Annotated in this window: 16 protein-coding genes; 8 read left to right on the top strand and 8 right to left on the bottom strand. The window is 64.2% G+C overall.

From position 1 onward, the window contains the following. Positions 1–3: 3 nt before the first annotated feature. Positions 4–303 carry a hypothetical protein gene (locus P9230_RS23325; protein WP_278120868.1) on the bottom strand — a complete coding sequence of 100 codons (300 nt, stop codon included), beginning with the start codon at positions 301–303 and terminating at the stop codon, positions 4–6. 236 nt (positions 304–539) lie between these two features. Further along, positions 540–791: a hypothetical protein gene (locus P9230_RS23320; protein ID WP_278120867.1), complete on the bottom strand. Its 252-nt coding sequence runs from the start codon at positions 789–791 to the stop codon at positions 540–542. Positions 792–996: 205 nt separating this feature from the next. Between P9230_RS23320 and P9230_RS23315 the strand changes: the two genes are divergently transcribed. Beyond that, complete coding sequence (locus tag P9230_RS23315) at positions 997–1,497, top strand: MmcB family DNA repair protein (protein WP_164747477.1); 501 nt, start codon at positions 997–999, stop codon at positions 1,495–1,497. A gap of 74 nt (positions 1,498–1,571) precedes the next feature. On the opposite strand, the gene P9230_RS23310 is transcribed toward P9230_RS23315, so the two are convergent. The 6 genes from P9230_RS23310 to P9230_RS23285 form a co-directional block, all read right to left on the bottom strand. Next, entirely contained in the window at positions 1,572–2,036 is a 465-nt protein-coding gene (locus tag P9230_RS23310; protein ID WP_245435028.1) for a hypothetical protein, read from the bottom strand. A gap of 117 nt (positions 2,037–2,153) precedes the next feature. Next, positions 2,154–3,344 (bottom strand): Na+/H+ antiporter NhaA, encoded by a 1,191-nt coding sequence (nhaA, locus tag P9230_RS23305; RefSeq protein ID WP_278120866.1) that lies wholly within the window; start codon positions 3,342–3,344, stop codon positions 2,154–2,156. 270 nt (positions 3,345–3,614) lie between these two features. Next, a complete protein-coding gene (locus P9230_RS23300) occupies positions 3,615–4,178 on the bottom strand; it encodes an ActR/PrrA/RegA family redox response regulator transcription factor (protein ID WP_040974834.1) in 564 nt (187 codons plus the stop codon). A 107-nt stretch (positions 4,179–4,285) separates the two neighbouring features. Beyond that, positions 4,286–5,611: an ActS/PrrB/RegB family redox-sensitive histidine kinase gene (locus P9230_RS23295; protein WP_095824307.1), complete on the bottom strand. Its 1,326-nt coding sequence runs from the start codon at positions 5,609–5,611 to the stop codon at positions 4,286–4,288. Positions 5,612–5,868: 257 nt separating this feature from the next. Continuing rightward, positions 5,869–8,328 (bottom strand): ATP-dependent helicase HrpB, encoded by a 2,460-nt coding sequence (gene hrpB, locus P9230_RS23290; protein WP_278120865.1) that lies wholly within the window; start codon positions 8,326–8,328, stop codon positions 5,869–5,871. Positions 8,329–8,380: 52 nt separating this feature from the next. Next, a complete protein-coding gene (locus P9230_RS23285) occupies positions 8,381–9,271 on the bottom strand; it encodes a DMT family transporter (protein WP_127247708.1) in 891 nt (296 codons plus the stop codon). A 23-nt stretch (positions 9,272–9,294) separates the two neighbouring features. Between P9230_RS23285 and P9230_RS23280 the strand changes: the two genes are divergently transcribed. The 7 genes from P9230_RS23280 to P9230_RS23250 all read left to right on the top strand — a co-directional run bounded on the left by P9230_RS23280 (position 9,295) and on the right by P9230_RS23250 (position 15,867). Beyond that, positions 9,295–9,984, top strand: a complete 690-nt coding sequence (locus P9230_RS23280; protein WP_127247710.1) for a PIG-L deacetylase family protein — start codon at positions 9,295–9,297, stop codon at positions 9,982–9,984. A 237-nt stretch (positions 9,985–10,221) separates the two neighbouring features. Beyond that, positions 10,222–11,553, top strand: a complete 1,332-nt coding sequence (locus P9230_RS23275; RefSeq protein ID WP_127247712.1) for an ABC transporter substrate-binding protein — start codon at positions 10,222–10,224, stop codon at positions 11,551–11,553. Between the two features lie 101 nt (positions 11,554–11,654). Continuing rightward, entirely contained in the window at positions 11,655–12,602 is a 948-nt protein-coding gene (locus P9230_RS23270) for a sugar ABC transporter permease (RefSeq protein ID WP_127247714.1), read from the top strand. After that, positions 12,599–13,549: a carbohydrate ABC transporter permease gene (locus P9230_RS23265; RefSeq protein WP_127247716.1), complete on the top strand. Its 951-nt coding sequence runs from the start codon at positions 12,599–12,601 to the stop codon at positions 13,547–13,549. Before P9230_RS23270 ends, P9230_RS23265 begins: the two co-directional genes overlap by 4 nt. After that, a complete protein-coding gene (locus tag P9230_RS23260) occupies positions 13,546–13,752 on the top strand; it encodes a hypothetical protein (RefSeq protein ID WP_127247718.1) in 207 nt (68 codons plus the stop codon). Before P9230_RS23265 ends, P9230_RS23260 begins: the two co-directional genes overlap by 4 nt. A gap of 2 nt (positions 13,753–13,754) precedes the next feature. Further along, positions 13,755–14,861 (top strand): ABC transporter ATP-binding protein, encoded by a 1,107-nt coding sequence (locus tag P9230_RS23255; protein ID WP_095799228.1) that lies wholly within the window; start codon positions 13,755–13,757, stop codon positions 14,859–14,861. Beyond that, a complete protein-coding gene (locus P9230_RS23250) occupies positions 14,854–15,867 on the top strand; it encodes an ABC transporter ATP-binding protein (protein WP_127247722.1) in 1,014 nt (337 codons plus the stop codon). Before P9230_RS23255 ends, P9230_RS23250 begins: the two co-directional genes overlap by 8 nt. Positions 15,868–15,903 lie beyond the last annotated feature (36 nt).

Raw genomic sequence — 15,903 nt, 5'->3', positions numbered from 1 at the left:
GCTCTACAATGAAGCGTCAATCATCGGCATTACTTGGGCGATCACCGATTGGCCTGTAACGCTGATTGCGTTCGGCTTAGGATTTTTTTGGGGTTCATACTGCGGATGCAGCAGGGTAGCAACACTCTCAAGTGTTGCGGTGGTCTGTGAAATATATAACCGCCCGCGCCTTTCGCCCTCGTTTAGGTGGGCGACGGAGTTGCCCGGGTCCGTATTATCTGGGCCGAAATAGCGCCATTTGATTTCGCCTGTGACGCCATATTGGTCTTTATCCTGCGCACTTCGTCTGCAATGCCATGCCATTGGGCCTCATGCATGATAAGACCGGCTGTGACAAAATAGGGCCTATTGCCCACGCGGCAGGGTTTGGGCGGGCTACCACTCTCGTCAATAAAGCAAAGGTGCATTCTGCAATGTCAGGCAAACCCGCTGAAAAGAGGTTGAGAAGTTCCGCGAACTGGCGCGGGAGATTGAAACCGTCGATTCCGAAGAGCCGTTGAACGCGGCGATTAAGAAAGTGGCAAAGTCCCCGCCGCCGCCTAAGCACGACGAGAAAGCGGGAAAGAAGCCTCGCTAGCCCCTTGGTCGTCATCATAAGACTTCCACCAAGTGCCGCGCAGGATGCTGGCGATATCCCGATCCTGTGTGGGGTGACGCATCCGGTGAGGATCGAGCAACGGTTCGGTTTCTATGAGCCGCCGTCGTGAGCGTTCGATATACTCTCTCGATCTGGCGATTAGAATGCTGTCCTGATTGGAATAAAGCGCGCGATGGGGATTGTTGGGAGACATAGCGTGGCTCCGGTCTTATGCAGACGGGAGCGCTAGATCGCTGTCTCTCAGCCGCCGATGTCCGTTGGGTCGTTACCGGCGATAGTGGTCAACATACCGGAACCCAATTCGGTTCCCGAATTAATTGTGCGTCTGGGTCTGTCAAATATACAATCGCCCTAATATCGGGTTCAAACCGTGAACAAAATCTGGCATGGTGCTTGCCATGCCTATCGTTTCCGCGATTCCCCTCAACCCGCTGATCGACGGCCGCCAGTCGGAGCGCGCCATGCTGGTGCGGCGCGGCGTGCAGCGCCTGCTCACCCAAATGGGCGCGCATGTGCTGCCAGAGCTATCCCTGGCCACCGGCCGGCGGGCCGATCTTGTCGCGCTGACCCGGCAGGGCGACATCTGGATCATCGAGATCAAATCCTCGATCGAGGATTTTCGCGTCGATCGCAAATGGCCGGACTACCGGCTGCATGCCGACCGCTTCTTCTTCGCCACCCATCCCGGCGTGCCCGCGGAAATCTTTCCGGAAGAATGCGGCTTCATCCTCTCCGACGGCTATGGCGCGGAGATCTTGCGCGAGGCGCCGGAGCACCGCATGGCCGCCGCGACGCGCAAGGCGCTGATGCTCAGGATCGCGCGTGCGGGCGCGGCGCGGCTGCTGGCGGCGGAGCTTGCCGGTGTTTCGGTGCCGGTGCTGGACGGCGAAAGCGAGTAGGACGCTATCTCGTCGTCGCTGGCCGCGGGCCGCGCAGCACCGGGCTGCACTGCGCCGGGACCAAAGCGCAGCCCCTACTCGACATTGACGTCCACGACAATTTTGTACGCGTTCCCATCAAAAGTATGAACCGAGAAGGTCATCTGATCCTGCCCCTTGAACCCGGCAGCCGATTTGTAGACGCCTTTTATTCCGTCGACCTTTCGAGAATTGCATTTAAATCTCTGGTTGGTTTTCGCAAAAGATGTGTAAACCTTCCCTTCAACCAACCTAACTTCCCCATGACTCGGCCCGGAGATAATTTTTACATCGTCCTTGCCGGCAGAAGAGCAGTCCACGTTCAGGCTCGCTCCCTTAAAGACGAGAATCTCTTGGCCCGTCAGTGCCGTTTTTTCATAGCTCGACAGATGTGTGAACGCAGCCGCCGGAGAGAGCCCAAGGCCCAAAACCGCGACCGTTGCTATGACACTTGTTGTGCGGCATACCATTTTTGCTGGCCCCTTAACCGAGTGAATTGCCCCATCGCTGTCTGACGGCACGCTGAAGCACGCTAGCACTCCAGCGATAGCTTCAACTCATCAAATTCAAGTCATCGGAAAGTAGTGGTGCGCCTTACAACGCTTCCATTGATCGGCAAGACCGCGTTCCCCGCTGCCCTACTCCACTTCTTCTTCGGCGCCACCCCGCGCCGGCGCCATCAGCAGCACCGCCGCGCCGACCAGCGCGGCGATCAGCGAGCCGGCGAGGATGCCGACCTTCACCGCGTCCTGAAGGGCCGCGTCATTGGCGAAGGCGAGCAGGCCGATGAACAGGCTCATGGTGAAGCCGATGCCGCACAGAAGCGAAATGCCGATCATATGCAGCCAGCCGGCATTGGCCGGCAGGTCGGCGAGGCCCAGCCGGATGGCGAGAGCCGAGGCGCCGAAGACGCCGACCAGCTTGCCGACGACGAGGCCGGCGGCGACGCCGAGCGTCAGAGGCTCGGCCAGCGCGGCAACGCTCAGACCGCCGAGCGAGACGCCGGCATTGGCGAAGCCGAAGATCGGGATGACGATGAAAGGCACGAGCTTGTGCAGGCCGTGCTCCAGCCGGTGCAGCGGCGAGTGTTCGACGTCGTGACCGATGCCGGGCGAACGCTCGAGCGGAATGGTGAGCGCCAGCGCCACGCCGGCAAGCGTCGCATGCACGCCCGATTTCAGCACCAGCACCCAAAGCAGCGCGCCCAGCACGAGATAGGGCAACAGGTTCATCACCCGCATGCGGTTGAGCACGATCAATACGGCGATGACCGCGAAGGCGGCGCCGAGATAGGCGAGCGACAGGCCGCTGGTGTAGAACAGCGCGATGATGATGACGGCGCCGAGATCGTCGATGATGGCCAAAGCGGTAAGAAACACTTTAAGCGAGGCCGGCACGCGGCTGCCGAGCAGCGACAGCACGCCGAGCGCGAAGGCGATGTCGGTGGCGGTGGGGATCGCCCAGCCGGAAAGCGCCGCCTGGTTGTCGCGGTTGATCAAGACATAGACCAGCGCCGGAAACACCATGCCGCCGGCCGCGGCGATGCCCGGCAGCACGCGGCGCGGCCAGGTTGAGAGCTGGCCGTCCAGCATCTCGCGCTTGATCTCCAGCCCGACCAGCAGGAAGAACACCGCCATAAGGCCGTCATTCACCCAGTGCGAGACGCTGAGCGGACCGAGATAGGCGTGGAGGGCGGCGAAATAGGTTTCGGCGAGCGGCGAGTTTGCGACGATGAGCGCAAGGGCGGCGGCCGCCATCAGGATGATGCCGCCGGCCGCCTCGCCGTCGAGGAATTCGCGAAGCATCGATTTCGGCCGCTCGTCGCGCATGCCCCCTCCGTCACATGGCCCGCCGGCCGGTGTCCTTCGCGATGATGCTCAAACGCGCACGACGGGGCAAGCAATGGACCGGTCGGCCACCGTCGCCCTCCTTGCAAGCGCCGGCGCCGCCCCTCACCTGTCTGCCGGCATCCTCTCCCCGTATGACGGGGAGAGGGGCGCTCTCATCGCGGTTTTCGCCAATCGCCAGCGTTGCTAGGCGGCAGCCAGCGCTGCCTTCGACACTCGCCATCGGCAGCACCGTACGCGCGTTTAAGCAGGTTACCGCGGCGCCCGCTTTGCCAGAATCCGCTGCAGGGTGCGCCGGTGCATGTTGAGCCGGCGCGCGGTCTCGGAGACGTTGCGGTCGCACATTTCATAGACGCGCTGGATATGTTCCCAGCGCACGCGGTCGGCCGACATTGGGTTTTCCGGGGGTGCTGCCCGCTCGCCCGCGGTGCGGGTCAGCGCGGCGAAGACGTCGTCGGCATCGGCGGGCTTCGACAGGTAGTCGACAGCGCCGAGCTTCACCGCCGTCACCGCGGTGGCGATGTTGCCGTAGCCGGTCAGGATGATGGTGCGGGAATCGTCGCGCTTCTCGCGGATGGCGGCGACCACGTCGAGGCCGTTGCCGTCGCCGAGCCGCATGTCGACCACCGCATAGGCCGGCGGGCGGGCGCGCGCCTTGGCGACGGCCTCTTCCACGCTTTCCGCCGTCTCGACCGCGAAGCCCCTGGTTTCCATGGCGCGGGCAAGCCGGGTGAGAAATGGCTTGTCGTCGTCGACGATCAGCAGCGAGGTGTCCTCGCCTTCTACCATTGCGCCGGTGGGTTCTTCTGCGCTCATTTGCGTCAGCATCCTACTGCCTTACTTTTACGCAGATACAATTCTGCAACAGCAATGTCCAATTTTTACACCCGGCAACAAAGCTGCCATGCGCCAAATGCATAGGCTCACGCATTGTCGAATGCGGTGCCCGGGGCATGCTCGGGATTGAGGAAGACGCCGCGAGGCCAGGTGATCTGCACCACCGCCCCCTCGCCGAGCCCGCTCGAATTGCGAAAATCGATCGTCGCGCCCGAGCGCTCCAGCAACGTCTTGGCGATGAAAAGCCCGAGCCCGAGGCCGCCGCCGGCCTCCGTCCCCTGGCGCGTCGACATATAGGGCTCGCCGATGCGGTCGATGATTTCCGGCGGGAAGCCCGGCCCGTCGTCAATGATCGAGAAGGAGACCTCCTCACCGTCCCAGTTCCAGCTGACGGTGACCGTGTTCTTGGCGAAGTCGACGGCGTTCTCGACCAGATTGCCGAGCCCGTAGATGACGCCGGGGCTGCGCTGCCCGACCGGCTCCGGGCCGATGCGCTCGCCGGGGCGCAGCCGGATCGAGATGCCGAAGTCGCGGTGCGGCGCCGTCACTTCCTCGACCAGCGAGGTCAGCGGCAGGCGCGAAAGATGCGCCTCGCCTTCCGAGGACAGGCTGGTCAGCCGCTTCAAAATCTCGCGGCAACGCTCGCTTTGCGAGCGCAGCAGCTTCACGTCCTCGCTGAATTTCGGATCTTCTCCCAGCGCCTTTTCCATTTCCTTGGCGACGACGGTGATGGTGGCCAAAGGCGTGCCGAGCTCATGCGCGGCGGCCGCCGCGAGGCCGTCGAGCGCCGAAAGATGCTGCTCGCGCTGCAGCACCAGCTCGGTGGCGGCGAGCGCGTTGGCGAGCAGGCGTGCCTCGGCCGCGACGCGGAAGGCGTAAATCGCGGTGAAGGCGATCGAGGCGAACACCGCCATCCACATGCCGGCGACATAGATGAAGGGCATCGACAGCGGCGCGCCTTCGTACCAGGGCAGCGGCAGATGGAAGAACACAAGCAGCGTGGCCGCCGCGATAACCAGCGCGCCGAGCACCGCGGTGAGGCGCAGCGGCAGCGACGCGGCGGAAATGACGACGGGCACCGAGAGCAGGACCGAGAACGGATTGGTCAGGCCGCCAGTCATATAGAGCAGGCCGGCGAGCTGCAGGCTGTCGATGGTAAGGATGACGAAGGCCGAGAGCGGGGTCAGCCGATGCGCCGCGGGATAGCGGAAGGTGAGCCAGAGGTTCATCCAGGCCGAGCAGGCAATCAGCGCGAAGCACAGCGAGACCGGAAGCGGGAATTTCAGCCCGTAGGCGACGACAAGCACCGCCATGCTCTGGCCGACGATGGCCAGCCAGCGCAGGCGGATCAGCGTGTTGAGCCGCAGCCGCTGGCTCTGCTGGGAATCGGGCGCGCGCAGAATATTGATCATCGACTTACGATTATAGCCGCAGGAGGGTGAGCGCTAGTAGCGCTGTGACGGCGACTTGACCGGTCAGCGGCCGTTGTTTCGGTTCACCATCATGAGGGCTTGATGATTGGCCGAGGCCCCTCGCGATTTCGTCATCCACGGGCGGAGCGACGCGAAGCGGATCGCAGGCGCTAGGATGACGAAGTGATGGGCGTTTGCGCCAATCGCCAACGCGCGTTGCCCACTAACGCGAATGGCCCGCCGAAAGCGGCACGAACCTATGTCCCGCGCGGCTTGGCGCGGCTGGTGGCGGCCGCCAGCAGCGGGTTTTCCGGCCAGACATGCTTGGGATAGCGGCCGCGCATATCGGTGCGCACATCCGCCCACGAGCCGCGCCAGAAGCCGGGCAGATCGCGCGTCGTCTGGATCGGGCGGTGCGCCGGCGACAAGAGCTCCAGAGTCAGCGGCACCCTACCGCCAGCGATCGAAGGATGGCGATCGAGACCGAACAGCTCCTGCACGCGGATCGCCAGCACCGGCCATTCGCCGTCATAGCGGATCGGCACATGGCTGCCCGAGGGCGCGTCGAAATGGGTCGGCGCCAGCGCGTCGACCTCGCGCTGCAGGTCGTGCGGGACCAGCGACATCAGCCCCGCCGCAAGCGCCGTCGGCCTGATCGCCGCGAAGGAGGCCTCGCCGGCAAGGAAAGGCAGCAACCAGTCGTCGAGACGGTCGAGAAGCGCCTGGTCCGAGACGTCGGGCCAGGGAGAACCGAGGCCGCGATAGAGCCAGCCGAGCCGCTGGCGCAGCGTTTCCGCCTCCTTGCCCCAGTCGAGCAGCGACAGGCGGTGCTCGCGCAGGGCGTCCAGCATGGCCCGATCGGCCTCGGCACCGGAAGGTGCGGGCAGCATGCGCTCGGAAAGGGTGATGGCGCCAAGGCGAGCGGTCTCGCGCACGCGCACGACGCGGCGCTCGCGGTCGAAACTCGTCTCGCGCTTCGTCTCGATGCGGTCGGCAAGCGCGGTGCGGATAAGGGCCTCGTCGACGGGCGCGGCGGCGGTGATACGGGCATTCTGCGCCTTGCCCTGCAGATCGGCGACGACCAGCCAGCTCTCGCCGGCAAGCGGATCGGCAGCATCGACCATCGCGCCGGAACCGTTGGCGAGCACGAAGCGGCCGCGCTCGCCGCGGGCTCTGGCGACACGATCCGGCCAGGCATGGATCAGCAAGGCGCCGGGCGCGGCTGGCGAGTCTGCCCTTGCCCCGCCTGCCTGCTTGGCCAGGCGTGCGGCAAGTTGCCGGGCGGCACCGGCGCGCGGCGATTTTTCGGCGCGGAAGCGGATCAGCCGCCGTTCCAAATCTGCGCTGTCGCCGCCAAGCCCGCGCTCCGTCAAAAGCACGGCAAGCATCGCCGCTTCCTGCGCCTGCCCGATCTCAGCCGCTTCGGCCACCATGTGCGCGAGCCGCACGGGCAGAGCGAGCTTGCGCATCGCCGCGCCCGCCTCCGTCAAGCGGCCGGCGTCATCGATTGCATGCAGCGCTTTGAGCAACACCCTCGCTTCGTTGAGCGCCGGCGCCGGCGGCGGGTCGAGGAAGGAAAGGCTCGACGGATCGGCGACGCCGAAAGCGGCGCAGTCGAGCAACATGCCGGAAAGGTCAGCCTCGAGGATTTCCGGCGGTGTGAAGGCGGGCAGCGCCGCCGTCTGCTCGGCACGCCACAATCGGATGGCGACGCCCGGCTGCGTTCGTCCGGCGCGGCCGGCCCGCTGATCGGCGGAAGCCTTGCTGACGCGCACCGTTTCCAGCCGGGTCAGGCCGCTTGCCGGCTCGTAGCGCGGCAGGCGCGACAGGCCGCAATCGATGACGACGCGCACGCCGTCGATGGTGATCGAGGTCTCGGCGATCGAGGTCGCCAGCACCACTTTGCGGCGGCCAGCCGGCGCCGGCTTGATCGCGGCATCCTGCGCCCTGTTGTCCAACTGGCCATAGAGCGGAACGATGTCTGTATCACCGAGGCGGTCTTTTAGCCGCTCGGCGGTGCGCTCGATCTCGCGCTGTCCGGGCAGGAAAGCGAGCACGCTGCCCTGCTCGGCGGCCAGAGCCGAGCGAACCGCCCTGGCCATCGCGTCCTCGACCGCCATGCCGGCCGGCCGCTCGTCATAGCGGATGTCGACCGGGAAGGCGCGGCCCTCGCTTTCGACCACCGGCGCCCCGGCCAGTAGTTTTGCGACGCGCGCGCCGTCGAGCGTCGCCGACATCACCAGCAGGCGCAGATCCGGCCGCAGCGCGCCCTGAACATCGAGCGCCAGCGCGAGGCCGAAATCGCCGTCGAGCGAACGCTCGTGGAATTCATCGAAGATTACCGCCGCAACGCCGGGCAGTTCGGGATCGTCGAGGATCATGCGCGACAGCACGCCTTCGGTGACGACGAGGATCTTTGTCCGCGCTGAAGTGCGGTTCTCCATGCGCATCGCGTAGCCGACTGTACCACCCGGCTCCTCGCCGACAAGCTCGGCCATGCGACGGGCGGCGGCGCGGGCTGCCAGCCTGCGCGGCTCCAGCAGCACGATCCTGCCTTCGCCGAGCCAGGGCGCGTCGAGCAGCGCCAGCGGCACCAGCGTCGTCTTGCCGGCACCGGGCGGCGCCACCAGCACGGCGCTGTTGCGCCCGGCGAGCGCCTCGCCGAGCACCGGCAGCACGGCGGATACCGGGAGTTCCGGCAAAATTCCTCTGTTCATGGCGTCCGCATATCAGCGGCCACGGTGAGCGCGCAACCTGTCCCGGAATTGCCTAAAGCCTGGTGCGCGTGAACGGGTTCCAGCGCACGGTGCCCAGCCGTACCTCCTCGCGAACCATGGTCAGCAGGCCCGAGGCGCCGAGCACCGCAAGGCCGGCCAGCGTCAGCAGGTCGGGATCTTCCCGGAAGAACAACGAGCCCAGCACCACCGCCCAGACGATCTGTGAATAATGCGTCGGCGCGATCCGGTTGGCGGGCGCGTATTTGGCCGCGAGAAGCTGCAACAGCTGACCGCCGGCGGTGAAGGCGCCGGCCATGACCAGCCAGATCAGCTGATTGCCATCCGGCAAGGTGAACGACGTTGCCGCCACACCGAGGCCATTGAAGAGCAGGCCATAGCCGACAAGCACGCCGAGCATCGTCGTGCGCTTCTCCTGCTGCGCCAGCGACCGCATCAGGATGACGCTGGTGGCGGCAAGAAAGGCGATGGCAAAGGCCGCGAGGTGGCCGAGATGAAGTTCGCGGAAACCCGGCCTGACAACCAGCATGACGCCGGCAAAGCCGGCGACCACGGCGAGCCATCGCCACGGCCCAACCTTCTCCTTCAGGATGAGAGTGGAGAGGATGGTGACGAACAACGGCGCCAGGAAAATCAACGCGTAGACTTCCGCCAGCGGAATGGTGGTGAAGGCATAGACGCTGAGCACGCCCGATGCGATGCCTGCCCAGGCGCGGGCCTGCACGGCCCAGGGCCGGCTGGTGCGCCAGAAGTCGCGCCAGCGCTCATCGGCAGGCCTTGTGAAGAACAGGAAACAGCCGGCAAACAAGGTTACGAAGAAGCCGATCTCGAAGACGGTGAACTGCCCGCCCAGGCTCTTGATGACGGCATCGCTCCACGAATAGCTTGCATAGGCGACGAGGGCGAGCAGGATTCCGTTCGGCACGTTCCATATCCGGGAGAAAAGAAGTGAAGATACTGGCGCTGGGGGCTCATCCCGACGATATCGAGATATTCATGTTCGGTACGCTGGCCGCCTATGCCGCGCTAGGCGCAGAGCTGACTTTTGCGATAGCCACGGACGGAGCCAAGGGCGGCAAGGGCGATCCGAAGTCGCTTGTCAAAACGCGGCGCGAGGAAGCGACCGAGGCGGCCGGCCTGCTCGGCGTCACACCGCGTTTCCTCGGTTTCCCCGACGGGGCGCTGGTTGCGGATGCCGTTTTGATCGACACACTCAAGGCGCTGATCGGCGAGGTGCAACCCGACCTCGCGATCACGCATGCGCCGAACGACTATCACGGCGACCACCGCGCGCTGTCGGATGGCGTGCGCATCGCGGCGTCCTTCGAGGTACCGGTGCTGCATGCCGACACGCTCGGCGGCACAGGTTTCTCGCCGACGCATTACGTCGACATTTCCAGCCACTGGGACCTCAAGGCGCAGGCGATTCTCGCGCATCGCTCACAGAGGCCCGAGCATTATCTCAACGGTGCACGCATGCAGAACGCGTTCCGCGCCGGCCAATGCAACGGCGGGCCCGGCGCGCTGGCCGAGGCGTTTCGGTTCCAGCCCGTCTTCCCCTTTGCCGACATCCGCGAGCTGCTGCCTCCGGCGCCGCGGATCCGGCCGGTCACGGTGGGCCCGAAGACCGCCAAGTAGCCGGCTGACGCCGAGCCGCCGAGGCAGCCCACAGTTTTCCCAACGATTTCAAGCACCGCTTTCGTCATGCTGCGGCGCAGCAACGAATTCGCTTGCGTTGTTTAGTAAAAAGAGCATCACTAAACAAATTACTAAACATCGGCGGCGCGACGCGCGCCATGTTCAGGCCCTCGGAGGAGCGAGGTTGAGGCTTTTGAAACCGTCATCCGGACGCGTTTCGCAAATGGGAGGTAAGGCATGAAATCGACCTTGAAACTGGCGTTGGGACTGGCCTCGGCGGCACTCGCGTCGACCGCCGTCTCGAACGCGGCGCATGCGGAAGACCTGACGCTTTGCTGGGCGGCCTGGGATCCGGCCAACGCGCTGGTTGAACTGTCCAAGGACTTCACCAAGGAAACGGGCATCGGCATGAAGTTCGAATTCGTGCCGTGGACCAACTATGCCGACCGCTTCCTTAACGAGCTCAACTCACACGGCAAGCTCTGCGACCTGATCATCGGCGACAGCCAGTGGATAGGCGGCGCGGCCGAGAACGGTCATTACGTCAAGCTGAACGACTTCTTCGACAAGGAGAAGATCAGCATGGACGACTTCGTGCCGGCGACCGTCGTCGGCTATTCCGAATGGCCGAAGAACACGCCGAACTACTGGGCGCTGCCGGCCATGGGCGACGTGGTCGGCTGGACCTATCGCAAGGACTGGTTCTCGCGGCCGGAACTGCAGAAGGAGTTCAAGGAGAAGTATGGCTGGGATCTCGCCCCGCCGACGACCTTCGACCAGCTGAGGCAGATCGCCGAGTTCTTCCAGAAGCGCCAGATCGACGGCAAGACCGTCTATGGCGCCTCGATCTACACCGAGCGCGGCTCCGAAGGCATCACCATGGGCGCCATGGACGTCCTCTACAGCTACGGCTTCCAGTACGAGAACCCGGAGAAGCCCTATGAGATGGACGGCTTCGTCAATTCCGAGAAATCGGTGAAGGGGCTGGAATTCTACAAGGCGCTCTATGATTGCTGCACACCGCCCGGCGCCTCCAACAGCTACATGGGCGAAGGCGTCGATGCCTTCAAATCCGGCCAGGTGGCGATGCACATGAACTTCGCCTTCACCTGGCCCGGCCTGCAGAAGGACGAGAATGTCGGCGGCGACAAGATCGGTTACTTCGCCAATCCGAAAGGTCCCGACGGCGACCAGTTCGCGCAGCTCGGCGGCCAGGGCATCTCGGTGGTTTCCTACTCCGACAAGCAGGAATCGGCTCTGAAATACATCAAGTGGTTCGCCAACAAGGACGTGCAGGCCAAGTGGTGGTCGCTCGGCGGCTATTCCTGCCTGAATTCCGTCGTCAAGGATCCGAAGTTCCCGTCCAGCCAGCCCTATGCGCAGGCCTTCCTCGACTCCATGGCGATCGTGAAGGACTTCTGGGCAGAGCCGAGCTACGCGCCGCTGCTGCAGGCCTCGCAGAAGCGCTTCCACGACTATGTCGTCGCCGGCCAGGGCTCGGCCAAGGATGCGCTCGACGGCCTCGTCAAGGACTGGACGCAGATCTTCCAGGACGACGGCAAGATGTAAGGCTCCTCCCGAGCAGGTGCGTCCCGTGCCGCCTTGGCACGGGACGCAGTTCAGATAAATTTCATCGCCGAGGCTGACCAGTGACCGATGCAGGACTAACCATGCTCAATCGGACTGCGGACAACGTTGCGTGGGCCACACCCGAGCCGTTGGCCAGGAAGATCCGGGGCATCAGCGACAAGGGCCTCGCCTGGCTGTTCATTTCGCCGACGATCCTTCTGCTTTTAGCCATCAACATCTTCCCGCTGTTCTGGGCGATCTACCTCTCCTTCACCAATTACCGCGCCAACCGCCCGAACGAAGTGGTCAAGAATCTCGGGCTTTCCAACTACAGGCGCATCCTCGGCGACCAGGATATCTGGATCGCAATGCAGACGACGGCGCATTTCGTCTTCTGGACCATCCTGCTGCAGACGGTGCTCGGCTTCACGCTCGCCTGGCTGATCGACCGGAAATTCCGCGGCCACGCCTTCTGGACCACGATCATCCTGGTGCCGATGATGCTGTCGCCGGCGGTGGTCGGCAATTTCTGGCGCTTCCTCTACGAGCCGCAGATCGGACTGTTCGCCTACGCCATCTCATTCCTCACCGGCATCCCGCCGACGAATGTCCAGATGCTGTCCAATGTCGAGCTGGCGCCATGGGCGATCATCATCGTCGACACCTGGATGTGGACGCCTTACGTGATGCTAATCTGCCTCGCCGGCCTGCGTTCCATCCCAGAATACATTTATGAAGCGGCCGAGGTCGACCGCGCCTCCAACTGGCGGCAGTTCTGGTCGATCACCCTGCCGATGGCGCTGCCCTTCATCATGCTGGCGGTGCTGTTTCGCGGCATCGAGAACTTCAAGATGTTCGACATGGTCAACCTGCTCACCGGCGGCGGACCGGGCTCGACCACCGAGGTCGCCTCGATCACGCTGAAGCGGCAGGCCTTCGAAAGCTGGCGCACCGGCTATTCCTCGGCTTTCGCCATCGTCCTGTTCGTCGCGGTGTTCGGCCTTGCCAACATCTACGTCAAGGCACTCAACAAGGTGAAGCAGAGATGAGCCTGACCGCCGCCCATTCCGTCGTCGCACCTTCGACGAACTCGAAGCGGATCGCCGGCGTGCTCGTCGTCGGCTACGCGCTGATCTCGATCGTGCCGCTCTTGTGGATCTTCGCCACCAGCTTCAAGACGCCGCCGGATTCGATCGCCTATCCGCCGAAGATCGTCTTCCAGCCTAGCATCGAAGGCTACTGCAACCTGTTCACGACCCGCACCAGGCAGACGCCGGAATACATAAACTCGCTCGGACCGGCGACCGGCTTCTGCGACGAGACGGTGCGCAAGCGCAACATGGTGATCGCCGGCCCGTCCAACTTCCTGCCGCGCTTCGTCAACTCGCTGATCATCGCCTTCGGCTCGACCTTCTGCGCGGTGTTCCTCGGCACGCTCTCGGCCTACGGCTTCTCGCGCTTCAAGGTGCCTTTGGCAGACGACCTCCTATTCTTCATCCTGTCGACGCGCATGATGCCGCCGATCGCCGTCGCGATCCCGATCTATCTGATGTACCGCGAGCTCGGCCTCTCCGACACCGCGCTCGGCATGATCCTGCTCTACACCGCGGTCAACGTCTCGCTGGCGGTCTGGCTGCTCAAGGGCTTCATCGACGAGATCCCGCGCGAATACGAAGAAGCGGCGATGATCGACGGCTATACGCGGCTGCAGGCCTTCTGGCGCACGGTGCTGCCGCAGGCGACCACCGGCATTGCCGCGACCGCCATCTTCTGCCTGATCTTTGCCTGGAACGAATATGCGTTCGCCGCGCTTCTGACCTCCGGCACGGCGCAGACGGCGCCGCCCTTCATCCCGACCATCATCGGCGAAGGCGGCCAGGACTGGCCGGCAGTCGCCGCCGGCACGACGATATTCCTGGTGCCGATCCTGGTCTTCACCATCCTGCTCCGCAAGCAATTGCTGCGCGGCATTACCTTCGGCGCGGTGCGCAAATGAGCACGATCCAGCCTGCAAAACGCAAATCGCGTTGGCCCGTCTGGGCAAGACGCGGCCTGATGGAAAACATCGCCACGGCGATCATCGCCATCGGTTTCCTGATGCTGTTCCAGTCTTTCGCGCTGTCGCTCTACAGCTATTCCTTCGTCACCATGCTCGCCGGCACCGCCATGTTCATCGTCGTCTCGAAATTCCCGGAATAGAAATGGCCGAGATCCGTGTTCAGAACCTGAGGAAAGCCTTCGGCGAGTTCGTTGCCGTGCAGGATTCCAATTTCGTTGTCGAGGACGGCGAGTTCTTCGTGATGCTCGGGCCGTCGGGCTGCGGCAAGACGACGACGCTCCGCATGATCGCCGGCCTCGAACTGCCCACCGGCGGCAAGATCCTGCTCGGCGGCGAGGACGTCACCATGCGCCGGGCGCGCGAGCGTGACATCGCCTTCGTCTTCCAGCTCTTCGCGCTCTATCCGCATATGAATGTGCGCAAGAACATCGGCTTCCCGCTGCTGGCGCAAGGCATGGCGTCGGCCGAGATCCGCGCCCGCGTCGAGGAGACCGCGAAGCTGCTGCGCATCGACCACCTGCTCGACAAGTCGGTCTCCGGTCTTGCCGGCGGCGACCGTCAACGCGTCGCGCTCGGCCGCGCCATCGTCAGGCGACCGAAATGTTTCCTGATGGATGAGCCGCTTGGGACCCTGGACACCGAGTTCCGCGATTTGATGGTGCATGAGCTGCGCGAGCTGCACAACCGCATCCACGCCACCACCGTCTATGTCACGCACGACCAGATGGAAGCGATGTCGATGGCCGACAAGATAGCGGTGATGAACCACGGCGTCATCGAGCAGTTCGGCAGCCCGCGCGAGATTTACGACCGGCCGGCCACGATGTTCGTCGCCGATTTCATCGGCTCGCCGCCGATGAACTTCTTGCGCTTCGGCGGTGGGCTCGCGAAGGGTGCGAAGGAGATCGTCGTGCAGGGCGCCAGGGTGACGGTCCCGGAAGTGCGCGAGGATATTGCGCCGGCCGACATGGCGCTTGGCATCCGCCCCGAGCACATCCGCTTCGATGATGCTTCGAAGCTGCGCGGCGCGATCTACGGCACCGAATATCTCGGCACCACGCAGATCGTCGCGGTGGAGACGGCTGACGGCATCATCAAGGCCCGGGTGCCGGCCGGAATCCATCTAAATACGGGCGAACAGGTAGGGCTGGCATTGAGCAGCACGCGGCTGTCGCTGTTCGAGAAAGGCACTGGACGCGCGGTGAAAACCGCCATGTACGATCAGGCAGTGGAGGCGCGCCATGGCTGACGTCCAGATTCAGGGTGTGACCAAGAGCTTCGGCGAGACAGTCGCGGTCAGCGATCTCGACCTGCAGATCAAGGACGGTGAGTTCGTCGTGCTGCTCGGGCCGACCGGCGCCGGGAAGACGACGACGCTCAGGCTGATCGCCGGGCTCGAGCGGCCGGACAGCGGCACGATTTACATCGGCGGCCATGATGCGACGGCGCTGTCGCCGGCCGAGCGCGATACGGCCTTCGTCTTCCAGCAATATTCGCTCTACCCGCATCTTTCGGTCTTCGACAACCTCGCCTTCCCGCTGCGCTCGCCGGCGCGGCGTTTTCCGGAGGAAGCAATCCGCCGCCGCGTCGAGGAAGTCGCGCGGATGGTGCGCATCGACCACAAGCTCAACAACCGCTCGACCAGGCTTTCGGGCGGCGAGATGCAACGCGTCGCCATCGGCCGCGCGCTGGTGCGAAAGCCCTCGATCTATCTGATGGACGAGCCGCTGTCCTCGCTCGACGCCAAGCTGCGCGCCGATCTCAGGCTCGAGCTGAAGCGCATCCAGTCCGAGCTCGGCGCCACCATGCTCTATGTCACGCACGACCAGATCGAGGCGATGACCATGGCCGACCGCATCGGCATCCTTTCCGAGGGCGTGCTGGTGCAGATCGGCACGCCGCGCGCGATCTATTCCGAGCCGGCAAACCTTCATGTCGCGGCTCGCCTCGGCCAGCCGGCGATCAACCTTCTGCCGGCAGGGTTGCTGCCCGACGGCGCCGCGCCCACCGGTACGACGACGATCGGCGCGCGCACCGAACATCTCGCGATCGAAAAGGCGGCGAACGGCCATGCCGACGGCGTCGTCGACTGGGTCGAGCATCTCGGCGACCAGAACCATCTGCATGTCACGGTGGGCGCCAAGAAGCTGGTGACGCTGACCGATCCCGACACGCCGCTCGCAAAGGGGGACAGAGTGACGATCCGCTATCGCTCGCCGCTTTATTTTGGGTCGGACGGTCAAAGATTGATGTAGCCGGCGCATCCGCACTTTTTGACGACCCGCAGATAC

This window comes from Mesorhizobium sp. WSM4887 (assembly GCF_029625865.1).
In the GTDB taxonomy this organism is placed as follows: domain Bacteria; phylum Pseudomonadota; class Alphaproteobacteria; order Rhizobiales; family Rhizobiaceae; genus Mesorhizobium.
The sequence above is the reverse complement of the archived record's forward strand: the minus strand, read 5'-3'. Positions and strand labels throughout refer to the sequence as shown.